The sequence below is a fragment of the Vibrio sp. Vb0888 genome, assembly GCF_033338835.1.
GTDB lineage: Bacteria > Pseudomonadota > Gammaproteobacteria > Enterobacterales > Vibrionaceae > Vibrio > Vibrio alginolyticus.
In genome coordinates this window covers 119,981-142,305 of record NZ_JAWOTL010000008.1, presented here as the reverse complement: position 1 = coordinate 142,305, position 22,325 = coordinate 119,981, and the positions used below count along the sequence as shown (strand labels likewise).

Here is a 22,325-nt window from a genome sequence, read left to right as displayed (position 1 = left end):
AACATGAGAATCCTCTTTGTTGTCAGTACATTGAAACACTCTGGCCCAACAAATCAATTGCTTAATATCATAAACAACCTTGATAGAAACATTTTTGAACCACACTTGATCACATTGTCTCCGGAGCCTCAACATAATAGCCGCTGGAAAGACTACGAAAGTGCAGGGGTCAATCTGTATTCTTTGAATCTATCTAGAATTAAAGGCATGTTTCTAGCTAGCTCAACACTGAAGAGTTTAATCAAAGAGATCCAACCAGACTTAATCCATACTCAGGGCATCCGAGCTGACAGTCTTGCCTCTTCAATTGCAGGTAGCATTCCATGGGTTATGACATCGAGAAACTTTCCACCTGAGGACTATATTAGTAAGTTTGGTCGAATTAAAGGAGCATTGATGGTTAAGCAGCACTTTTCTGCTATGAAAAAGTGTCACAACTTAGTGTCATGCTCTAAAACGATCCAAGCACAGCTAAAGAGTGTTGGCATCGAGAGTGATGCGATTCAGAATGGTGTAAAAGACTTTGTAGAAAGCTCACAGGCTCCTTCGGTTTTGCAAGAATACGAGAAACCGGTTTACATTTCTGTGGGAAGTTTAATTCCAAGAAAAAACATGGAGTTATTGATAGATGCGTTTAATAGGCTACCCAATAAAAGTGCAGGTAGTTTGATTATTCTTGGCGATGGCCCTCTTAAAAATGACCTTCAGGTCAAAGCTGGGCCCAACGTGGGTCTTTTGGGCAATGTATCCAATGTAAATGAATATCTTGCTGCTTCGGATTATTTTGTATCTACTTCATTATCTGAAGGCTTACCAAATACAGTCTTAGAAGCTCTATCCGCAGGTTTGCCTGTAATATTATCAGACATTGACTCCCACCAAGAGATAGCACAAGAATCTAAACAAGCGTGTCAATTATTTTCTTTAGATTCCGGTACGCTTCATCTTAAACAAAAGTTGTCTCAAGCACCGATCGACTTTGATGAAAACTCAAAAAAAGAGGCGAGACGACTCGCAACAGAAGTGTTTTCTGCGAAGCAAATGTCTGAAAAGTATCAAGAACTATATCGTAAAATTTTGGAGGCACAGTGAGTAGTTATAGCGGGTTGGAACGTAATATTGCCAGAGTACTGAGGCGCTTTCCTGCGATCAAAGAGTTTGCAAAGTTCTGTTACTCTAGATTAATGTATGTTCGAGCTAAAAAGTCTTACAAGTTCAAATCTGAAGTGAGCCCTATCGCTTATTCCAACCAATCAAGGGAAAGCTTTTTTGGCTACTACGATAAGTCCCCGGAAAATAGCCTAGGAATGGTAATTACCCAATTATCTAGTCGCTCAACTAGTCTTTTACCTTCAATAGAAAAAAGTGTAGAAGTTGCTGTATTTGATAATAATCAAGAAATGTTATTAAGCTTGTCTGTCAATGCCTACAACTGGCAGCAAGGTTGCAGAGCGCATTGGCTAAATGAAGATCTTTTCATTTTCAACGACTACGATAGCGAAAGAAACATTTACATTGCGAAAATCTATTCAGTAAGTGAAAGAAAGCAAATTAAAGAGTTTAGCCATGCGGTGCAGGATTCTTTCAAAGACGAGTATTTTATTTCGCTAAACTATAAACGTCTGATGACTTTAAGGCCGGACTATGGTTACCGAAATACCTCACTACTAAAAGACAAAGAATTGCGTGATAATACCCAAGATGGATTATGGTTTGTAGATATTAAAACTGGTAATACGAAACTATTATTTTCTCTAGATGATGCTTGTAAAATAAATCCCACTCCAGACTTTCAGAGTGCGGTGCATAAATTTAATCACGTGATGATCTCACCATCAGGTGAACACTTTATATTTATGCATCGATATTTACTAGGTAAGCGTCGTTTCGATCGCTTGCTCAAGTTTGATATTACAACAGGAAATGTCACCTTGTTGAGTGACTTTGGTATGGTAAGCCACTGTTTTTGGGTTAACGAGTCAACGGTGCTTGGTTTTATGCGGGGTCCTAATGGAGTTGATGGTTATTGGCTTATTGATGTGGCTTCTGGCAACTTTACTCCATTCCAGCATGAGAAACTTTCAGGTTATGGGGATGGGCATCCTCATGTAGTCGGAGATTGGTTTGTGACTGACACATATCCAGACAAAGCTAGAATGCAGCATCTTCTTCTCTGTAACCTTGTCACTGGTGAAGTTAAACCAATTGGTGAGTTTTTCCATGGATTTGAGTTTTCAGGAGAAACAAGGTGCGACCTCCATCCTCGATTATCATCATGCGGGACGGCCGTTTTCTTTGATTCGGTATTTAGCGGTAAGCGTCAACTTTACAGAATGGATCTACCTAAATGAAATTTAGTGTTTTGCTCTCTGTCTATACCCAAGAGAGTCCCTCATACTTAAAAGAAGCAATGGAAAGTATTTGGGAGCGGCAGACCTTAAAGCCAGATCAGATAGTTTTAGTGAAAGATGGGCCTCTATGTTCTGAGTTAGAAGATGAAATTGTATCGTGGAAGGTCAAGCTTGGTGATGTTCTAACACTTGTTGAGTTGCCACAGAACATTGGGTTAGGGGGTGCATTAAATGCGGGCTTGAAAGCTTGTCGAAACGAATTAGTTGCGAGAATGGACACCGATGATATCGCATTGCCGCAACGTTTCGAAAAGCAAGTTGAATTTATGCTTCGAAATCCGAGTATTGCTGCCTCTAGCGCAACGCTTGAGGAGTGGGATGAGAGTTTTAGCTTTCGTATTTCTGAACGCAAGTTACCAGTTAGTTCAGCAGAGTTACGCAAGTTCGCTATTCGTCGTAGCCCTCTTAGCCATCCAGTTTCTATTTTCCGAAAGTCGATTATAGAATCCGTAGGTGGGTATCCAGACTTACGGAAAGCTCAGGATTATGCTTTGTGGAGTCTTTTATTGAGTAAAGGATATCAGCTAACTAATTTACCTGACACATTGTTGAAAATGCGCTCGGGCAAAGAGATGCTTACTCGCAGAGGGTATTTTTACTTCAAGCAAGAGTGTAGATTAATGCGCTATCAAAAAAGAATAGGTTTCTTATCAACGAAAAACTTGATAGTAAACACTTCATTAAAAGCGGTGCTGAGGCTTTCTCCAAGGTTTACTAAAAAGATTATCTATAGATTTGCAAGATAATTGTTAGCATACTTTTTAAGATATAACTAACTAAAGTAAATACAAAAAGAGCAGCGACCGTAAGGCGCTGCTCTTTTTTAATATCTATGATCCGTTCGATTAACTTCGCCGTGTTTTAGCGACCCATCCCAAATAACACCGTTTTGACTGTAAGGAAAAGAATTTTCACTTCCATTATCCAGTTTTGGTGTTTGATGTAATAGACATCGTATTTATGCTTCCAAATAGCATCTTCTACCGATGCGCCGTAAGGGTATTTTACTTGGGCTAGACCAGTTACCCCAGGTTTAACGGCGTGACGAAAGCGGTAGTAAGGAATGGCTTTTTCCAATTCAGAGATGAACACCTCGCGTTCTGGGCGAGGACCAACCATCGACATCTCTCCCTTTAGTACATTGATTAACTGAGGGAGCTCATCTATGCGAGTTTTACGAATAAAACAGCCGACTTTCGTTACGCGCGCGTCATTTTTGGTTGCCCATTGGGCTCCGTTCTTTTCTGCATCGTTTCGCATCGAGCGAAACTTAATCACTTCAAACTCTTCATTATACTGGCCAGTACGACGCTGTTTAAAGAATACCGGACCTGGCGATTCAAGCTTAATGAGTAGTGCCGTAATAAGCCCTACAGGAATAGCAACCCATGACAGCATGAAAACAAACAACAGATCGATGAAGCGTTTTTGCCAGCTGTTCTTGCGATTAGAAAGGATAGAAAAAGCTTTTTGGTGTAAGAAGTAGCCGCTGTGCAAAAGCTCCGTTTCAGTATATCCGAGTGAACGGTCAAAATAGCTCACTAATGGCTCAACCCAAGCACCTAGCTCTGTCGCCGCGACAAGAAATGCTTGCTGTTCAGGATCTAGATGCGAGCTTTTGAAGTGGCAAAGCGTTTTGCTCTTGAAGTCTCTAAGAGCATAGTTATTAACCTGAGCGTTAATCTCAGGATGCCTCTTAAGCACTTGAGCAATTTTTGCTTCGTCTTCTTTTGGACAGTAGATATAAAGGCAAGCATTTGATTCACTTGCGGATAACTCGTCCAATGCTGATGTTATGCTGATAGAATTATGCTTAGTTAATTCAGAAGCTTCTCGTTCTTGAAGCGTGTCGCTCATACTGTCTGTCATAGGAATGGAATAAGTTGTTATCGACTAGCCAATTGCTTACAAGTCGGCGATTATAATTTATTTCGTATAGAAATTATATCCCTTAATCCAGAACATGCTCATAACTTTGTTAATTTTCTTGAACCTGAGTCCTTGTCTATGACTTGTTTTTGAATCTTAACGAAATTATATCAATGAATTCGAAAAACTATGTTTGCGATATATTATATTGCCTCGAAATTAAATGATTGTTCATTTCACTATATAACGCAGTTATATCCGAGGGTTATCAGTTGTTGATAAAGCGATCTTTTCGACGCTTGTTCACCATGAATAAGGTGAACTTCTTTCGGAGGAGTAGGAATACCAGAAACAAACTGTATTAAATCGTCCCTATCCGCATGTGCAGAGTAACCTGACATGGTATGTACTTGAGCCTCCACTCTAACGCGCCTTCCTTCAATCAATATGTTCTCTTCTCCATCCTGAATTCGCCGACCTAACGTCCCTTCTGCTTGATAGCCTGCAAATAGCACATCATTTCTTTTATCTGGCAGCAATGCTTCTAAATAATTGACGACACGTCCACCTTCACACATACCAGAGGCCGCAACCACGATAGCAGCTTCTGCCGTGCTCGCGAGTCGATTGACGAGCTTTAAATGGTCAGTGTGGCTTTCGACGGTAATACATTGATCAAACGCAAGAGGGTGTCGGTGATGCTCGAGCCGCTCTTTCGCTTCAGCTCCCCAAAGCTTTTTAAATTGCCTATAGGTAGTAGTTACCTTTTTAGCCAAAGGAGAATCGAGAATAATAGGCAGAGAATCTTGCAAGGCGTGCTCATGAATAAGCTGTTCTATATCAAACAGTAACTCTTGAGTTCTCCCGACGCTAAAAGCAGGTATAACAATTACGCCACCATCCTGAAGTGCATGCTCAATAATAGAAAGCAATCGCCTACTGCGAGACTCAACATCTTCGTGAACTTTATTGCCGTATGTTGACTCGATAAACAAATAGTCAGCTTTTTCAGGCGATACCGGATCAGGTAGGAGAGGCGTGTTACGAGGTCCCAAATCCCCTGAGAACACAACAACTTCATTGTTTAATAAATGAAACTCAACATATGCAGACCCTAAAATGTGTCCTGCTGGTTGAAAGCGAAGAGAGGTATGTTCTTCTATCTCTATCCATTGGGAGTAAGAGCAAGGGCGAATAAGCGTTCGAATAAAATCGAGCAAGCTTTCCCTTTGATGGCGCCTCATGCCTAACTGGAGCTTTAATCCATCTTCTAACATAAGCGGTACGAGCTCAGCGGTGGCTTCCGTACAGTAGATAGGCCCCTTATAACCTGCAGCCAATAGCCAAGGTAGCCGACCAACATGATCGATATGAGAATGGGTTAGAACAACCGCTTTGAGATCAGAGATAGAAAAGTCGATATTCAAACTCTCCTGCTGAGCATTATCTTGACCTTGTAGCAAACCACAGTCGATCAGCACACTTCCATTTTGTAATACGAGCTCGTGACAAGAGCCAGTAACCGTATTTTTCCCACCGTGGTGCAGTACTTTCATAACGAAACGACGTCTTTTCCTTTGTTAACCCACGCTTACGAGTATTTGCTTTCATATATAGCGACACCTCGCGACGTAAAGACGGCTCAGTCAATCGCGCAATGAACAAGGTAAGCAGAAAGTGGTGAATAAGTGAGCGTATTGTAGGCAAGGATAATGAGAGTAAGAAAACAGCAAAACCGAAAGTTTAGAGAGACTTAGATATTCGTCATAAATTTGACTGTGTAGCATTGCAACCTGTTGTGATGCAATTCATATTATTGCAACTATTTGCACTTAGACTTCTGAGATTAACGCGCTAGCTATACAAACATCAGCTATGCCGGAAGGAGTTTAATAATTAGTAAGCCAACAAAAAAAGCGTCACGTTTATGGCGAGTTAAGTGTCAGAAAAAAGACATTTTTTTGCAAGCTTTTTACACGTTCTACTTTTAGTTGCAACGTGTTTACTATACAATTCGTCTCCTGTTTGGAAACGTAACCATTAAACACTACGTATAAAACTTGCTTCTAGGAGCCAGACCTAGGGGCGGTAGCGTGCCCAAATCATCTGTTAGTCTCTTTCCTAACAGAAGAGAGACCAAGCAAGATAATTTTTAATAATAATAAGCACCTAAGTGCATTTCTGGCAAGATTGATTTATAAAAAACGAGAACTATTACAAATTTATGTAATTCCCTTTTGTCAGAGGGACGCTCAAAGCTAACAAAGTGGCGAGCAAATGTTGGTTAGGCATAGGTTACAATTTAAATCTCCATTTCTCATACCTATCAAAACCAAATACTAGGTTTATAGAAGTACATAACTACCGGCCCAAACCGTTAGTTAGTGTATTCAGCTTTGTATTTGGCCTGCCTATAAAAGGCTGAGAACCGATGACCGTCACGAGCTAGTGTCGGTGGAACTCAGTTACTTACATATTCAATATTAGAAATTAGCGTTTGCAATGCGTTACAACCCACGTTGGCTAATGTGGTTTTGTCACGCCAAAAAATCACCTGCTCATTCTTAGAGTTCGGCGTGTCTAGATACGAGCGAAGCAAGAATCAGCAGTATCGGACCTGTGATGCAATGGAATCCGTAAAGGGAATCAGTCGGATGCGTTATAGATTTACCTCAAACTTATTTAATAACACAGTTGGCTACCATGAATAATGCATATTTATTTGTATTTATTTTGTCGTTCGTTCTACTTTTTGTTATGCGCAAAGTTGCTAAGCGCGTAGGTCTAGTAGATAAACCCAATGCAAGAAAGCTCCACCAAGGAGTAGTACCCCTTGTAGGAGGCATCTCCATTTTCTCTACTATACTGGTCGGGTTCCTTCTGTTCCTACCAATGAATGACAACCTATCACTCTACTTATCTTGTTCGGCTGTGCTTATAGTGCTCGGCGCATTAGATGACTACTACGATGTAAGTTTCAAAATTCGTCTTATTATCCAAGCTGGAATATCCCTTGCGATGATTTACATCGGAGGCCACAGCTTACACGATTTAGGCTACTTAATGGGGAGCGAAACCATTGCCCTTAATGAAGTCGCTGGCGCAGTGATCACCGTTATTGCGGTAATAGGCGCAATTAACGCATTTAATATGGTTGATGGCATAGACGGCTTGCTGGGCGGGTTAGCCTCGGTCACCTTTACAGCATTAGGTATTGTGTTTGCCTACAACGGAAACGAATATTTAGCCACGATCTGTTTAATGATCGTGACTGCGATGCTTCCTTACATCTTCCTGAACTTAGGTTTCCCACTTGGTCGTCGCTTTAAAATCTTTATGGGTGATGCTGGCAGTATGTTTATAGGCTTTACCGTGGTCTGGATGCTGATTCGCGGCACGCAAGAACCAGGAGCGGTAGCCTTCAAGCCGGTCACAGCACTGTGGTTGATAGCTTTACCGTTGATGGACATGGCAACCATTATGATCCGTCGTATTCGTAAAGGTCAGTCACCATTCCAACCAGACAGAGAACATCTACACCATATTTGTCAGCGTATTGGGCTTTCACCAGGTGCAACGTTAATTTTCATCTGTTCGATGGCATCGATTTGTGCCGCTATCGGTTTGTGGGCTGATTTTGTTGGAATGAAAGAGTCTGTGATGTTTTTTGCATTCATTGTTTTATTCTTAGTTTACTTTTGGCTTATTAGTCATATATGGAAAGTTACAGCAGTAATAAAAAGTATATTTAATAAAGAGAGCAAACAAGAAGTTCTTCAAAAATAACCAAATGAGTCAAATTTGTAAAATGAAAATTAAAGTATTACATCATAAAGAATATTTTGGGCAAAGAATACCAACTTTTAAATCGATTGATCTAGAGTTGTTTGTTAACCACATTAAGAGCTTTGGCTATGATGTGGATCTATTGGATTTTGAGTCTTTACAGTTTGAGATAAATAATAGTGATAGTTCTTTATATGTCTGTGGAAGTCATCAAAACCTTGATGTGAAAAAGTATTTAGATGACGTCCTTTCATTACCCGTATTTAATAGCGCAGTTATACCTGATAGAGATTTAATTAAGTGCCATGAAAACAAAGGCTATCAGGGCCTTTACGCAAAGCAAAAAGATCTTCCTTTTATTGAGCAGAGTTACTACATTGAACCTAGAAATATAAGCGAAAGAAAAGTGCTTAAGCTTGTCAATGGAGCCGGAAGTGGAGGGGTAACATTAGTTAGTAAAACGGAAGAGCTAAATAGTTTTATTCGTAAGTCTATATTATCAAGAGTCGGAATAAAAAGAGTTGCCTATTACTTACGAGCATTTTTAAAATCAAAATTAAAAAGAACAAGCATTAATGAATTAGCTCTGGAATACTATAAAGTAAAAGAACCATATGTTCTTCAAAACTTTGTTGATGAATTAACATGTGATTATAAAGTTCTTGTATTTAACAAAAAATGCTTTGTATTAAAAAGAAATACAAGGACGAACGACTTTAGAGCAAGTGGTAGTGGAAAATTTGAATTTGTAAAACCAGAAGAAGAACTTTTGAATTTTGCTTTGGAGTTTAGAACTAAACTCGCAACTCCTTATGTTTCAATTGATATAATTAAGACAAAAGAGGGATACAAGTGTATTGAGTTCCAATGCGCACACTTTGGTCCTTATACACAAATCAATGCTCAATATTATTATGAAAAAGTCGAAGATCAATGGTTAGAGAATAAGAACAATACTGTTTTAGAAGAATTACTAGCTGAAAGCTTAGTATTATTTATTGAGAATGAAAAGTGTTAAAAAAGCTTGTTGGGATGTCTGGTGCTCTGGCCTTAGCTCAGATTGTAAACTTCATTGCGATTTCATATGGATCTAAGTTATTTGGAGCGGAAGAGTTCGGTAAGTATAGTTATGTAAATAGTTTGTCACTCGCCATCTCAGTTCTATTTTACCTTAAAGCTGACAGCGTTATTTTATTAGAAGCTAAAGAAGATATATCAAAAACATTTTACCATATTAATAGGTATTCTACATTACTACTGTTTTTACTCTTGTTTTTTATTGCTTTCACAAGTCTCGTTTATCATGATAAAGAGTTGATATTCTTGACTTTGGCTGGTGTCATTTTAGCCTATTTTAATGCTAAGTTCATATTGTTTGGGTCAGCTCTAATAAAAGAAGACAAGACGTCAAAGTATGGCATAACTGCTGTAATCAGGCCTTTTCTCATGTTGATAGGGCAATGTGTTATTAATTACATCCCTAAAGCAATATATCCAATGGTAATAGTCAGAATATTATCTGAAATTATTGCATCAATTTTTAGAAGAAGAAAAGAAAAGACAGATACTTATGAAAAGACAAAGGTTAAGAGTTTTGTCTTAAGAAAAAAAGAGTACTTTATATATGGCACAGTTGCAAGTTTATTAAACTCTTTATCTCAACAAGTACCTATGCTGATACTTCCTTTAAAGTATGGTTATGAGTCATTGGCTTATTTTTCACTAGCATTTGCTTTGACAGTTGTGCCAATGTCTATAATATTGACGCCTTTAAGAAGCTTATTACTCAAACAATTAGCAGCAACAAGTGTAAAAATAGAAGTCGTTTATAAAAATACAATCTTTCTAGTTATTCCAACTGTACTTATTGTTGTAATTGTTAACTTAATTTCTGATTTTGTTGTCAACTCATTTTGGGGAAGTGAATGGAGTGAAACATCATATTATATGGGCTGGATTAGTTTTTGGGTTGGGGTCGGTTTACTCAGTTCCCCTTCATATAGTTATATTGTATATTCGGCTAGACAACAGTTGTTAGTGAGTGTTGAAAAAATATTTTTATTTTTTAAATTAATTGTAATAATCTCAATTAATATCTGGGAAATTGATTTAAATGATGTGATTTTATCCTTCGTTGCAATAGGTGTTTTATATAATATTACTTTAATGATTGTTTCTTTTAAGGCTTTATCACATGACTGTACTTCAAGAAATTAAAAATGACTTGACTACTAACAAAAACTCTGGATTTTTATGTAAATGCATATTTATAACATATAGGATAGGAAGAAATACGAAACTTTCAGTAATTAGAAAAATAATTACAATATTTCATGGTTTTTTTTCCATGTTAAATAACTGTTCTGTACCTTATGCTTGTGAAATAGGTGGGAGTGTTCTATTCAAACATGGCTTTAGTGGAGTCTTTCTATCTAGTGGTTGTAAAATAGGAGATGGTTGCACTATATTGCACGGAGTGACAATTGGTTCTCAGAAACTCGATAAAAACACCTCGCCAATTCTAGAAAATGGTGTTTTGGTTGGGGCTGGTGCTGTTATAGTTGGTAATATAACCGTTGGTATGGAGAGTAAAATAGCGCCTAATTCTTTTGTTAATTTTGATGTGTTAGAACGCTCAATAATATTCCCCAAGTGTACGAAGATAATTAGTAAGAAATAAGTTTATGACTTCTAACATTACCAACAATAAGCTGTTTTTTATAATTAGCTTTAATAAAATATTTTATTTACTGTTTGCAACCTTAGTGTTTTCAAAATTTTCACAATTAGGGGATACAGAAGATTATATTTCTGGACATTATTTATATCGTGAAGACTTTACTAGTCCGGCGTTTATACTCTCGTATTTAGGGAGTAGTTTGGGTGAGCTTGGTAGTTATATAGCTTCAATGATAATTTCTGGAGCATCGATTATTTACTTAATAAAAAAATCAAATTTATCCAATAAGCTGAACGTTTTAATCTTAACAACGATTTTTTTTCCTTCTTTTGGTATTTGGACGGCTATTTTATCAAAGGAAGTTTTTGTTCTTCTTTTTATGTCACTATGCGTTGGGTTCCTAATTGATGTTCATTCAAATAGAAAAAACCTACCATCAATATTCGTATGTGTATTTTTCTTTATCTTGTTCTCTTTGAAACCTCATTATAGCGCAGCAGTTATATTTACTTACTTTCTTCTTTTATTAAGAAACCTGGGGGTAAGAAGAGAGTTTTTATTATCTATTACTATACTAAGTTTTTCTATAATTGTTCCAATGGCTATCCATTTTATAGACATTATTTATGAGTACACACAGGTCATTACAAATAGCTATTTTGTGAACGGTGGCTCTACTAGAAAAAATGATTATTGGATAGATCTTTATGATTTCTTTATTTATGCGCCTATCGGAGTTCCCAAAGCATTTATAGGCCCAACTCTTGGAGAATCAATTAATAGGCTTAGCTTCTTACCTTTCTTCATAGAAGGAGTTTTGATTTTTATAATTACATTAGTTGGTAGTTTCTTTTCTGTCTATAGAAGTAGAAGTATTAATGTTTTATCTTTGTGTTTATTTATTACTTTCACATTGTTTTTAATGTTTACTCATTACCCTGTTGGAATCGTAAACCCTGGCTCATCTATTAGGTACAGGTCTGGTATAATATTTCCTATGCTTGTGTTTATTTTTTATTTGGTTGAGGTTAATTGTGGAAAGAAAGAGAAAAATAATATTTATTAATAACCTTAGTCATGGGGGCGCAGAAAGGGTTGTTTCTAGGCTTTTCTTCAATAATAAAATTAGACAGTTCACATCTTTATGGGTGTTAAATAATAACGAGTTCTATGAAAATAAATCTTTAAAAAAAGTTAGCTTTAATTCTAAGTTTCCCATTGTTTCTTTTGTTAAATCTATTTGTAAGCTTGTTTTTTTGCCGGATGATTATGTGGTTCAATCTCATTTAAATAATCCAAATTTAACTTGCGGTTTGGCAAAGATTTTTGGTGCTAACTTTACTTTTCAATCTGTACATTGTTTTAGTTATAGCAGTTTTTATAATAGCAAGTCCAATATAACGAAGTTTGTTCATAGAACATTAATGAGTATGGCCTTGAAGCAGGCAAATGTGCATATATTTAAATCAAAGGAAATGTTATCTGACTTTAATGATGTTTTTGGATGGACACCTGAAAATTATAGAGTCATATATAATCCATACAATATCGACGAGATTAAAGAATTAGCCCAAGAAATAATTGACGAAACCGTGGACGATAACCGATATCACATAGCAATTGTTGGTCGTTTGAACCCATCTAAGCGACCATACGATGTAATTAAAATCGCTGAAAGTTTTCAAGATAATTGTCATTTTCATTTTTTCGGAAACGGTTCTTTAAAAAATGAATTACTGGAATATGTTAGACACAAGGAATTGAAGAACATTACTTTCCATGACATGGTTGAAAACCCATTTAAGTATATAAATAAATTTGGATTCTACCTATCTTGCTCTGAGGCTGAAGGATTCCCGAATGCTCTTATCGAATCGATGATATCTAAAGCTATCCCTATTCACAGTGATTGTAAAACTGGACCTAAAGAAATCCTTTGTGATGACTTTCTTAACTACTCTGCTTCGAAAGGTGAGTTTTCTCATGAGAAGCGCGGCATATTGTTTCCTGTGGGTGATATCGAAGCGGCTTGTAAAGCAATAAGTTATGCAATCGAAAACCAATATATCCTTAGCTCTGAGTTTGAAAATAATAGTAAAGGATTTATTGACAGCATTAGTCATCAAGAGATAACTAGTAAATATGCGGAAGTACTAGAATGTCATCACTAAAAAAACAATTAAAGAATATAATAAGAGATAGTTTAAGATTAATCCTTACACCTAGTGTATATAATAAATTCAGATTTATTATCGTTCATCGTTATTATCCAAGCTTTGTAAACCCTAGTACATTTTCAGAAAAAGTATTTGCTCGAAAGTTAGATTCACAATCATTAAGCTTCTCTCGTTATGTTGATAAGTATACTGTGAGAAAATACGTCGAAGATACTATTGGTAAAGAACATTTAATTCCTTTAATTGCAAAAACAACTCATGTAACGCCTGATTTCTTTTACAAAGCACCTAATAAGTTTGTTATCAAAACGAGTAATGGAGGTGGTGGTGAGAATGTTAAAGTAGTACTCGATAAGTCAAAATTAACAGATTTAAATGCATTATCAGCACAATTCAATCGTTACCTGAAAGTAAAAATAGGACAAAAGATTGACGAAAACTTCTATGATCTCGAAACGCCTCAAGTACTGATGGAAGGGTTATTAATGCATAAAGATGGTTCTCTGCCATCCGATTACAAATTGCATATTTTTCAAGGGGACGATAGTAACCAGGAAAAAGTAATAATTCAGGTTGATAGTGACCGATTTAGTAATCATAAAAGATCACTGTATTCCGAGCATTTAGAAAAGTTAGATTTTGCTATACAGCCCAAGTATGAATCAGTTGATGATTCCTACGAGTTTCCAATTAATATGCCTGACGTGGTTTCACTAGCAAAAAAATTAGCGAAACCTTTTAAGTACGTTCGAGTTGATATGTATAACGTCGATGGAAAGGTTTATTTTGGAGAACTAACTTTTTGTCATGGTAGTGGTTGGGAACCACTTTCAAGTAAAGATGCAGATGTCTTATTAGGTAGTTATTGGAAGGAATTTAATAAATGAAATATTTAGTAACTGGCGCAGCGGGTTTTATTGGCGCTAAAACCATTGAAGTACTTTTGAGTAAAGGTGCGAGTGTTGTTGGTGTAGATAATATTAATGACTACTATGATGTTAATCTTAAAGAAGCTCGACTACTGACGATCAATAATAGTGAGCGATTCGAATTTGTAAAGATGGATCTCTCGGATAGACAAGCTGTAGCTGATTTCTTCGCTAACAACCAGTTTGATTGTGTTATCCACTTAGCAGCTCAAGCTGGTGTGAGATACTCTATAGAAAACCCGATGGCCTATGCGGATTCTAACTTAGTTGGTCACCTAAACATCCTAGAGGGTTGCCGACATTCAAAAGTTAAGCATCTAGTTTACGCATCGTCATCTTCTGTTTATGGCTTGAATCAAAAAACACCTTTTGAAACAAGTGATACGGTTGACCATCCAGTTTCTTTGTATGCAGCGACGAAGAAATCAAATGAGTTAATGGCACATTCATATTCTCATTTGTATGACTTACCGACGACTGGATTGCGGTTCTTCACCGTTTACGGTCCATGGGGTCGTCCTGACATGGCACCTTTTATTTTCACTAAGAAGATATTAGAGGGCGATACAATTGATATAAACAATAATGGCGATATGTGGCGAGACTTCACTTACATTGACGACATTGTTGAAGGTATTGTGCGTATTTCTGAGCTTATCCCTCAAAGAAATGACGACTGGACCGTTGAATCCGGTACGCCTGCTTCTAGTTCAGCTCCATACTCTGTTTACAATATCGGTCACGGTAGTCCAGTTAACCTTATGGACTTCATCACGGAAATCGAATCTGCGCTTGGTATTGAAGCGAAAAAGAACTTCCGCGAGATGCAGCCTGGTGATGTGTATAAGACTTATGCTGATACCTCTGATTTATTCGAAGCGACTGGCTACAAACCTCAAGTTGGTCTTAAACAGGGCGTTCAAGCCTTAGTTGATTGGTATCGCGAGTTTTATAAGGTTTAGGTAGTTAGATGAAAACGGTTGCGATTTCAGCAAATACTAGTTGGTATTTATATAATTTCAGAAGAAACACCATTACGGCGTTGTTGGACGCTGGTTATCAGGTTGTAGCTATAGCCCCTAAAGATGATTATTCACCGAAGCTTGAATCACTTGGAGCAAGCTTTTGTCATATCAACATTGACCAAGGGGGTACAAACCCTGTTAAAGATATTGGTACGTTTTTCTCATTTATCAAAATCTTTAAGAGCGTCAAACCCGATGTGGTACTGAACTTTACTCCAAAGAATAATATCTACGGTACGTTAGCTGGGCATTTTGTTGGCTCTAAGTCGGTCAATAATATTGCCGGCTTAGGTATGGTCTTTATTAATGAAGGCCTTACGTCTAAGATTGCCAGATTGCTGTATAAAATGAGCCAATCTAAAGCAAGTAAGATCTTCTTTCAAAATGAAGACGATAAAACGTTGTTTTTGGAGAACCGGTTAGCGCCATCGTATCTTGTTGATCGTCTACCCGGTTCGGGAGCTGATCTCAACCGTTTTCAAGTTAGCCCTGCAAATGATGACGGTGTAATTCGCTTTTTATTGATTGCCAGAATGTTGTACGACAAAGGCATTGGTCACTACGTTGAAGCGGCTCGCGCATTGAAGTCTAAACATGGTGATAAGGTTGAATTTCGATTACTAGGTTTTCTTGATGTTAATAACCCTTCAGCAGTCTCTAGTAGCGATATGCAAAAGTGGGTTGATGAAGGCATTGTAAGTTATCTTGGCACTTCTGATTGTGTAGAAGAGGAGATTGCGAAGGTAGATTGCATGGTGCTTCCTTCATTCTATCGAGAGGGAGTTCCTAAATCGTTACTTGAAGCGGCGGCAATGGGGAAACCCATAGTAACAACCGACAATGTTGGTTGTCGTGAAACGGTTGACGATGGAGTCAATGGTTATTTATGTGCTCCTCGCTCGACAGAGAGTTTGATTGAAAAACTAGATTTGGTGATCAACCTCACTCATCAAGAAAGGTTAACAATGGGACAATTCAGTCGTCAAAAAGTTGAACGAGAGTTTGATGAGCAGTTAGTCATACAAAAATACTTGGACGCAGTGGAAGATTGCTTTCAAAAAGAAAAAACTCAAGCAGAAGGCCTCAGTGCCAGCTAGCAAAACTAAATAAAATAAAGAGTTATGATCAAAAAGATTTCAGTGGATGAAGTAACGATAATTACCCTATCGTTGGCTTTTAGTTGTGGCGTCGCGGCAAACGAATTGCAGACGCTAAATTCTAACCAAAGCTTTAGTGGACTGGTTTTTAACCCTAATGCTCAAGTTAAAGAGTATGGCGACTTTGGTGTATCTTTTGCCCAAGGGCGCCCTTGGCTTGACGAGGTGCAAGGTTTAGATTCTATAAAAGTATCTTTCGGCCTCATTGAAGGGTTAGAGGCTCATGGTAGTATCGTTACTTATGATTATAACTCGAACTGTTTTAAAACAGGCTGTGGCGGTATTCGAGATTTATCATTATCACTGAAGTATCAGGTTCCCAATTTTTGGGGGAATGAGAACTTAGATTTTGCTTTGGGTATGCAAGATGTCGGTGGGGCTGCAAATAAGCTCATGACTAATTTTGCCGTCGCTGATTATACGTTTAATGCACTTCCCTTAAGGGTTTCTGCTGGTTTCGGTCAGTCAGAAGAGCGTTTGATGGGTGTTCTAGATGGCCCTTTTGGTGGCTTTGAATACCAACCTTTTGACTTTGTTCAACTAGTAGGAGAGTACGATTCAGTAGAATTCAACTCTTCTATAAAAGTGTTCACTCCCGATGATTTACTGCCTAATGATATAACCGCCTCATTAAGCTACCAGATTTATTCTGGTCATGAATCGGATGGTTCAAGCGTTTGGAGTGCTGCACTCTCGATGCCATTGATAACGGAATACTCTCGCTCTCGCGACTACGCGAAGAATAATATGACGTTAATGGATCGTTTAGTCGTTGAGCAAAACAAAGCGCAACAAGCGTCAATTTCCTCTTTGGTTAGTGCGTTAAAAAATGAAGGCTTCGTTAATGTTCAAGTGGGCGTATCAAATGACAAAGTTGTGGTGGCTGTAGAAAACCGCCGCTACAACCATAACCAAGTTGACGGACTAGGTGTCGCTCTGGGTATTGTGTCGAGTCATTTAGGTCAAAATGCGGCGCAAGATATAGGCGCTGCATCGGATCAATTTGAACTTGTGATGCTTGCCAACCAAAAACCAGTGGTCAGCGTTTTGTCTGACTCTAACTGTTACCAAAGTTTTGTCAATGGTAGCGCAGCTTGTGATGACATTCAGTTTATCACGCGCGATTTGTCGGAAAGATTAGACATGGTTGATTGGAAAACGGAGCGAGTTAATTCAGGCACTTTAGATTCGCAGATCGTGCTTTCTCCTATGGTAAGGCATGGTTTTGCAACCGAGTACGGTGTGTATGATTACTCTTTTGCTATGTCTAGCAACTTATACACCTACCTATGGTCTGGCGCGGCAATTGATGTTCGTCATATTTTACCTTTAGCAGAAAGTGACGATTTTGAAGAAGGTGGGTATTTCGAAGACAGCGCGTACGAGAACGAGATTGATCGTGCAATGGTGCATCAGTTCTTCCGTTTACCATATGTCGATATTGCTAACCAGGTCTCTCTAGGCTTGGTTAAGTCGGATTATATCGGTGCGCGCAGCGAATCAGCTTGGTTCTCTCAGTCGGGCAACCATGAGTTGGGACTAGAGATGAGCTACTTCCAACATCAAGACGAAAAAGACAAAAATGGTTATGCGAACCCAGACCGACAAACCTTTTTAACTCGTTATACATTCTCTATGCCGGAGTGGGATTGGCAGTTTAATGCGACTGCTGGAGAGTTTTGGAAAGGGGATGTTGGCACAAAATTCACGACATCACATTGGTTTGAAGACATAGAAGTATCTGCAAGTTATCAGGTGACAAAGTTTAACGATACAGACGAAGAGCAGTTTGTCACTGTGTCGGTAAAGCTGCCATTAACGCCATGGCGTGATATGTCTCCGGGAGTGATACAAGTTCGTGGTAACGAGGCTTATGATTTCAACGTTACGACGCGAGTTGGCAACGATACAAACTATTTGGCAGCAGGCCAGGGTGATGAACTCGTAATGGATAATAGTATGCTTCGCCGCTACTTTAACCGAGGCCGTTATGGCCAAGAGTACTTTGAGCAGAACAAGCTGCGCATTCGCAACGCGTATTTGCGTTATTTGGGTTCTCAGTTAAATTAAGTTTTTGTCGCGAGTTTGAGCTTTCTAATTATTCACCACACTCTACCGAGAGTGTCGGTGTTTTGATATGCTAGCGTCAGTCAAATAATAGGAAATAAAAATGAAAATTGCTGTAGCAGGCACGGGCTACGTCGGTTTGTCCAATGCCATGTTATTGTCACAAAACCATGAGGTTGTGGCGGTTGATATTATCCAAGAAAAAGTGGACTTGTTGAATGACAAGAAATCTCCAATTGTTGATGTGGAAATCGAACATTTCCTTGCAAACAAAGAACTCAACTTTATCGCGACGCTAGATAAAGAGCTGGCTTACAAAGACGCGGAGTTTGTTGTTATTGCCACACCAACGGATTATGACCCTCAAACGAACTACTTTAATACTTCTTCAGTTGAAGCAGTGATTAAAGATGTGATGGCAATTAATCCAGATGCAGTTATGGTGATTAAGTCGACTGTACCTGTGGGTTATACTGCGCGCATTAAAGAGGAACTCGGTTGTCAGAATGTTATGTTCTCTCCGGAGTTTCTTCGCGAAGGCAAAGCTCTTTACGATAACCTACACCCGTCTCGCATCATCGTTGGAGAGCGCAGCGAACGTGCAGAGAAGTTCGCTAACCTTTTGGTCGAAGGTGCGGTAAAAGAAGACATCTCGGTTCTGTTTACTGACTCTACAGAAGCAGAAGCGGTTAAGTTGTTCTCAAACACGTATCTTGCGATGCGCGTAGCTTATTTCAATGAGTTAGATTCGTATGCTGAAGCTCATAATCTTGACGCTCGCCAAATTATTGAAGGTGTTGGCTTAGACCCTCGTATTGGCAATCACTACAACAACCCGTCATTCGGTTATGGTGGTTACTGCTTACCAAAAGATACAAAGCAATTGTTAGCAAACTACCAAGAAGTTCCTAACAACATCATTGGTGCAATCGTTGATGCAAACCGCACGCGTAAAGATTTTATTGCAGACTCAATTATCAAACGCCAGCCAAAAGTGGTGGGTATCTACCGCTTAATTATGAAGTCTGGTTCAGATAACTTCCGCGCTTCGTCAATTCAAGGCATTATGAAGCGTATTAAAGCGAAAGGTATTGAAGTAGTGGTGTACGAGCCAGTACTTCAGGAAGATGAGTTTTTCCACTCTGTCGTTATCCGCGATCTTGAAGAGTTCAAACAAGTGTCAGATGTTATTGTTTCTAACCGCATGGTTGAAGAACTTGCTGATGTGGCTGATAAAGTTTATACCAGAGACCTGTTTGGTAGCGACTAATCAAAATGACATTATAATAAGCCAGTCGTAGTGACTGGCTTTCGTTTTATTAAGGTAATCAATCTGATGAAATACTTAGTGACAGGTGCGGCCGGTTTTATTGGTAGTGCAACCGTAGAGAAGCTAAATGCTGCAGGGAATGAAGTTGTTGGTATCGACAATCTAAACGATTATTACGATGTAAACTTGAAGCTTGCTCGATTGTCCCGTATTGAACATCCTATGTTCAAGTTTTTGAACGTTGATATTGCTGATCGCTCTGTGATGGAAACACTCTTCTCGACAGAGAAATTTGATCGTGTTATTCATTTGGCCGCGCAAGCTGGCGTACGTTACTCTTTGGAAAACCCTCATGCTTACGCAGACTCTAACCTAGTAGGACATTTGAATATCCTTGAAGGTTGTCGTCAAAATGATGTTAAGCACTTAGTGTATGCATCATCTAGTTCTGTATATGGCTTAAATGCCAAGGTACCATTTGCTACATCTGATAGTGTTGATCACCCGGTGTCACTGTATGCGGCAACCAAAAAGTCTAATGAGCTAATGGCTCATAGTTATTCGCATCTATACGATATTCCGACCACAGGCCTGCGTTTCTTTACCGTTTACGGTTCATGGGGACGCCCTGATATGGCTCCTTTTATTTTCACTAAAAAGATTCTTGATGGTGAAACCATTGATATTAATAACAATGGTGATATGTGGCGCGACTTTACTCATGTGGATGATATTGTCGAAGGTGTGGTTCGTATTTCGGATGTGTTGCCTGCACGTAATGATAGCTGGACCGTTGAAGATGGTACTCCAGCAAGTAGCTCTGCGCCTTACGCCGTTTATAACATAGGCCATGGTTCACCGATTAACCTAATGGATTTTGTTAAAGCGATTGAAGATGAACTGGGTATTGAAGCTAAGAAAAACTTCCGAGAAATGCAACCCGGTGATGTCTATCAAACCTATGCGGATACAGAAGACTTATTTTCTGCGACTGGCTACAAACCAAAAGTAACTGTAAAAGAAGGAGTTGCTGAGTTTGTCTCTTGGTATAAAGAGTTTTACAACAAATAATAAATAGCGAGCTGAGTGCTCGCTATTGGTTGAGTTAGGTTTAATAAAATGATTAAAAAGTGTTTATTCCCTGCGGCGGGTTACGGTACACGTTTCCTTCCTGCGACTAAGTCGATGCCGAAAGAAATGATGCCAGTGGTAAACAAGCCATTGATTGAATACGGTGTTGAAGAGGCGATTGAAGCCGGTATGGATGGTATGTGCATCGTCACTGGTCGTGGTAAGCACTCGTTAATGGATCACTTTGATAAAAACTACGAGCTAGAGCATCAAATTAGCGGTACAAGTAAAGAAGCGCTGCTTGATGATATTCGTTCTTTGATTGATTCTGCGAGTTACACTTACATCCGTCAGCGTGAAATGAAAGGCTTAGGTCACGCTATTCTTACGGGACGTGAATTGGTCGGTGATGAACCGTTTGCTGTTGTGCTTGCGGATGACCTATGTGTGAATGGGGACAAAGGCGTTCTAGCGCAAATGGTTGAGCTGTACAAACAGTTCCGCTGTTCAATCGTTGCGGTACAAGAAGTGCCGGAATCAGAAACGCATAAATACGGTGTGATTGCTGGCGAGATGATCAAAGATGATATCTTCCGCATTGATAACATGGTTGAAAAGCCAGAGCCAGGCACTGCACCTAGCAATCTAGCGATTATTGGTCGCTACATTCTGACACCTGATATCTTTGAACTGATTGAAAATACAGAGCCAGGTAAAGGTGGTGAGATTCAAATCACCGATGCGCTGATGCAACAAGCTCAATCTGGTTGTGTTTTGGCATACAAATTTAAAGGTCAGCGCTTTGATTGCGGTAGCGTAGAAGGCTACATTGAAGCCACAAATTACTGCTACGAGAACCTTTATAAGAAAGATTCCAGTGCGGAGCTCGCGAAAAAGCCAACCGTGAAAATTGCTGAGCCAGCGTAAGTCGGAACTTTCTATTAGGTACTCCGACGGTACAACACAAACAAAAAGGGATGCATGATGCATCCCTTTGTTATTTCTACTCTCAGTAAAAACGAGATTAAGCTTTTGCTTTAGCCGCTGCTTTAGCGATTGCTGCGAAGCTTTTAGCGTCTAGAGAAGCACCGCCAACGAGAGCGCCGTCGATGTCTGGTTGTGAGAAGTAAGCTTCAGCGTTTTCTGGCTTAACAGAACCACCGTATTGGATGATTACTTGTGCTGCAACTGCTTCGTCTTTTGCTGCGATTAGTGCGCGGATAGAAGCGTGGATGCGTTGTGCATCTTCAGCTGTTGCTGCTTTACCAGTACCGATAGCCCAGATTGGTTCGTAAGCGATGATTGCGCCGTTTAGAGCTTCAACACCGTAAGTGTCGATAACTGCGTTGATTTGACGTGCACATACTGCTTCAGTTTCGCCAGCTTCGTTTTGCGCTTCAGATTCACCGATACAGAAAACAGGTGTTAGACCGTTTTCTTTTAGGAAGTTGAATTTCTTAGCGATGAACTCGTCAGATTCGTTGTGGTATTCACGACGCTCTGAGTGACCGATGATGATGTGAGTAGCACCGAAATCTTTCAGCATTTCTGGAGACATATCGCCAGTGAACGCACCGCTGTTGTTTAGGTCAGTGTTTTGAGCACCTAGGATGATCTTGTTACCGCCTTCAGCGATTACGCGCTCTGCTAGGTCGATGTAAAGTGCTGGTGGAGCGACTGCTACGTCAACACCTTCAACGCCTTCAAGTTCAGCGTTAAGACCAGTTAGCAGCTCAGTTACCATTGCTTTGCTGCCGTTTAGTTTCCAGTTACCCATCACTACAGGACGACGCATAGGAATATCTCCCTTATCTTTAATGTAAATAGTCAATTAATGTAAAAAATCTACGTAGGAATATAACAGAATAATGTGAACAGATCAT

The 22,325-nt window shown here is 39.1% G+C and carries 19 protein-coding genes; 16 read left to right on the top strand and 3 right to left on the bottom strand.

From position 1 onward, the window contains the following. The first annotated feature begins 3 nt into the window (after positions 1 to 3). Genes R7P72_RS13595 through R7P72_RS13585 form a run of 3 tightly spaced genes read left to right on the top strand, consistent with a single transcriptional unit; the run spans position 4 to position 3,157 of the window. Entirely contained in the window at positions 4 to 1,092 is a 1,089-nt protein-coding gene (locus R7P72_RS13595; RefSeq protein ID WP_005379488.1) for a glycosyltransferase, read from the top strand. Continuing rightward, complete coding sequence (locus R7P72_RS13590; protein ID WP_021034099.1) at positions 1,089 to 2,351, top strand: hypothetical protein; 1,263 nt, start codon at positions 1,089 to 1,091, stop codon at positions 2,349 to 2,351. The genes R7P72_RS13595 and R7P72_RS13590 overlap by 4 nt, the downstream gene beginning before the upstream one ends. Then, on the top strand, positions 2,348 to 3,157 hold the full coding sequence (locus R7P72_RS13585; protein WP_005379492.1) for a glycosyltransferase: 810 nt from the start codon (positions 2,348 to 2,350) through the stop codon (positions 3,155 to 3,157). Before R7P72_RS13590 ends, R7P72_RS13585 begins: the two co-directional genes overlap by 4 nt. 115 nt (positions 3,158 to 3,272) lie before the next feature. Here R7P72_RS13585 and R7P72_RS13580 read toward each other — a convergent pair whose 3' ends face one another. Further along, positions 3,273 to 4,280 (bottom strand): sugar transferase, encoded by a 1,008-nt coding sequence (locus R7P72_RS13580; RefSeq protein ID WP_213867431.1) that lies wholly within the window; start codon positions 4,278 to 4,280, stop codon positions 3,273 to 3,275. Between the two features lie 239 nt (positions 4,281 to 4,519). Beyond that, positions 4,520 to 5,836 carry an MBL fold metallo-hydrolase gene (locus R7P72_RS13575; RefSeq protein ID WP_318110608.1) on the bottom strand — a complete coding sequence of 439 codons (1,317 nt, stop codon included), beginning with the start codon at positions 5,834 to 5,836 and terminating at the stop codon, positions 4,520 to 4,522. A 1,147-nt stretch (positions 5,837 to 6,983) separates the two neighbouring features. Here R7P72_RS13575 and wecA point away from each other — a divergent pair. The 13 genes from wecA to galU all read left to right on the top strand — a co-directional run bounded on the left by wecA (position 6,984) and on the right by galU (position 21,369). Beyond that, positions 6,984 to 8,066, top strand: a complete 1,083-nt coding sequence (gene wecA / locus R7P72_RS13570; RefSeq protein ID WP_258638280.1) for a UDP-N-acetylglucosamine--undecaprenyl-phosphate N-acetylglucosaminephosphotransferase — start codon at positions 6,984 to 6,986, stop codon at positions 8,064 to 8,066. A 22-nt stretch (positions 8,067 to 8,088) separates the two neighbouring features. Then, positions 8,089 to 9,084, top strand: coding sequence for a hypothetical protein (locus R7P72_RS13565; RefSeq protein ID WP_318110604.1), 996 nt, complete (start codon positions 8,089 to 8,091; stop codon positions 9,082 to 9,084). Next, positions 9,078 to 10,283: a lipopolysaccharide biosynthesis protein gene (locus R7P72_RS13560; protein ID WP_318110602.1), complete on the top strand. Its 1,206-nt coding sequence runs from the start codon at positions 9,078 to 9,080 to the stop codon at positions 10,281 to 10,283. The genes R7P72_RS13565 and R7P72_RS13560 overlap by 7 nt, the downstream gene beginning before the upstream one ends. Next, positions 10,261 to 10,746: a serine O-acetyltransferase gene (locus R7P72_RS13555; RefSeq protein ID WP_222809348.1), complete on the top strand. Its 486-nt coding sequence runs from the start codon at positions 10,261 to 10,263 to the stop codon at positions 10,744 to 10,746. The genes R7P72_RS13560 and R7P72_RS13555 overlap by 23 nt, the downstream gene beginning before the upstream one ends. A gap of 4 nt (positions 10,747 to 10,750) precedes the next feature. Further along, on the top strand, positions 10,751 to 11,812 hold the full coding sequence (locus R7P72_RS13550) for a hypothetical protein (RefSeq protein WP_318110598.1): 1,062 nt from the start codon (positions 10,751 to 10,753) through the stop codon (positions 11,810 to 11,812). Further along, positions 11,781 to 12,917: a glycosyltransferase gene (locus tag R7P72_RS13545; RefSeq protein WP_318110596.1), complete on the top strand. Its 1,137-nt coding sequence runs from the start codon at positions 11,781 to 11,783 to the stop codon at positions 12,915 to 12,917. Before R7P72_RS13550 ends, R7P72_RS13545 begins: the two co-directional genes overlap by 32 nt. Then, on the top strand, positions 12,905 to 13,810 hold the full coding sequence (locus tag R7P72_RS13540) for an ATP-grasp fold amidoligase family protein (RefSeq protein WP_318110593.1): 906 nt from the start codon (positions 12,905 to 12,907) through the stop codon (positions 13,808 to 13,810). The genes R7P72_RS13545 and R7P72_RS13540 overlap by 13 nt, the downstream gene beginning before the upstream one ends. Further along, on the top strand, positions 13,807 to 14,814 hold the full coding sequence (locus tag R7P72_RS13535) for an NAD-dependent epimerase (protein WP_318110591.1): 1,008 nt from the start codon (positions 13,807 to 13,809) through the stop codon (positions 14,812 to 14,814). The genes R7P72_RS13540 and R7P72_RS13535 overlap by 4 nt, the downstream gene beginning before the upstream one ends. Positions 14,815 to 14,822: 8 nt before the next feature. Continuing rightward, positions 14,823 to 15,974, top strand: coding sequence for a glycosyltransferase family 4 protein (locus tag R7P72_RS13530; protein ID WP_045626194.1), 1,152 nt, complete (start codon positions 14,823 to 14,825; stop codon positions 15,972 to 15,974). Between the two features lie 24 nt (positions 15,975 to 15,998). Next, positions 15,999 to 18,104 (top strand): YjbH domain-containing protein, encoded by a 2,106-nt coding sequence (locus tag R7P72_RS13525; protein ID WP_318110590.1) that lies wholly within the window; start codon positions 15,999 to 16,001, stop codon positions 18,102 to 18,104. Positions 18,105 to 18,204: 100 nt separating this feature from the next. Next, positions 18,205 to 19,371 carry a nucleotide sugar dehydrogenase gene (locus R7P72_RS13520; RefSeq protein WP_005379519.1) on the top strand — a complete coding sequence of 389 codons (1,167 nt, stop codon included), beginning with the start codon at positions 18,205 to 18,207 and terminating at the stop codon, positions 19,369 to 19,371. Between the two features lie 66 nt (positions 19,372 to 19,437). Then, positions 19,438 to 20,442, top strand: coding sequence for an NAD-dependent epimerase (locus tag R7P72_RS13515; protein ID WP_005379520.1), 1,005 nt, complete (start codon positions 19,438 to 19,440; stop codon positions 20,440 to 20,442). A 48-nt stretch (positions 20,443 to 20,490) separates the two neighbouring features. Continuing rightward, positions 20,491 to 21,369 carry a UTP--glucose-1-phosphate uridylyltransferase GalU gene (gene galU, locus R7P72_RS13510; protein WP_005379521.1) on the top strand — a complete coding sequence of 293 codons (879 nt, stop codon included), beginning with the start codon at positions 20,491 to 20,493 and terminating at the stop codon, positions 21,367 to 21,369. 97 nt (positions 21,370 to 21,466) lie between these two features. Here galU and tpiA read toward each other — a convergent pair whose 3' ends face one another. Next, entirely contained in the window at positions 21,467 to 22,237 is a 771-nt protein-coding gene (gene tpiA, locus R7P72_RS13505; RefSeq protein ID WP_005384863.1) for a triose-phosphate isomerase, read from the bottom strand. Positions 22,238 to 22,325: the final 88 nt, after the last annotated feature.

Coding starts and splice junctions, on each gene's coding strand:
- R7P72_RS13595 (WP_005379488.1), top strand. CDS start 4: ATGAGAATCCTCTTTGTTGTCAGTACATTGAAACACTCTGGCCCAACA.
- R7P72_RS13585 (WP_005379492.1), top strand. CDS start 2,348: ATGAAATTTAGTGTTTTGCTCTCTGTCTATACCCAAGAGAGTCCCTCA.
- R7P72_RS13580 (WP_213867431.1), bottom strand. CDS start 4,280: ATGACAGACAGTATGAGCGACACGCTTCAAGAACGAGAAGCTTCTGAA.
- R7P72_RS13575 (WP_318110608.1), bottom strand. CDS start 5,836: ATGAAAGTACTGCACCACGGTGGGAAAAATACGGTTACTGGCTCTTGT.
- wecA (WP_258638280.1), top strand. CDS start 6,984: ATGAATAATGCATATTTATTTGTATTTATTTTGTCGTTCGTTCTACTT.
- R7P72_RS13565 (WP_318110604.1), top strand. CDS start 8,089: ATGAAAATTAAAGTATTACATCATAAAGAATATTTTGGGCAAAGAATA.
- R7P72_RS13555 (WP_222809348.1), top strand. CDS start 10,261: ATGACTGTACTTCAAGAAATTAAAAATGACTTGACTACTAACAAAAAC.
- R7P72_RS13550 (WP_318110598.1), top strand. CDS start 10,751: ATGACTTCTAACATTACCAACAATAAGCTGTTTTTTATAATTAGCTTT.
- R7P72_RS13540 (WP_318110593.1), top strand. CDS start 12,905: ATGTCATCACTAAAAAAACAATTAAAGAATATAATAAGAGATAGTTTA.
- R7P72_RS13535 (WP_318110591.1), top strand. CDS start 13,807: ATGAAATATTTAGTAACTGGCGCAGCGGGTTTTATTGGCGCTAAAACC.
- R7P72_RS13530 (WP_045626194.1), top strand. CDS start 14,823: ATGAAAACGGTTGCGATTTCAGCAAATACTAGTTGGTATTTATATAAT.
- R7P72_RS13525 (WP_318110590.1), top strand. CDS start 15,999: ATGATCAAAAAGATTTCAGTGGATGAAGTAACGATAATTACCCTATCG.
- R7P72_RS13520 (WP_005379519.1), top strand. CDS start 18,205: ATGAAAATTGCTGTAGCAGGCACGGGCTACGTCGGTTTGTCCAATGCC.
- R7P72_RS13515 (WP_005379520.1), top strand. CDS start 19,438: ATGAAATACTTAGTGACAGGTGCGGCCGGTTTTATTGGTAGTGCAACC.
- galU (WP_005379521.1), top strand. CDS start 20,491: ATGATTAAAAAGTGTTTATTCCCTGCGGCGGGTTACGGTACACGTTTC.
- tpiA (WP_005384863.1), bottom strand. CDS start 22,237: ATGCGTCGTCCTGTAGTGATGGGTAACTGGAAACTAAACGGCAGCAAA.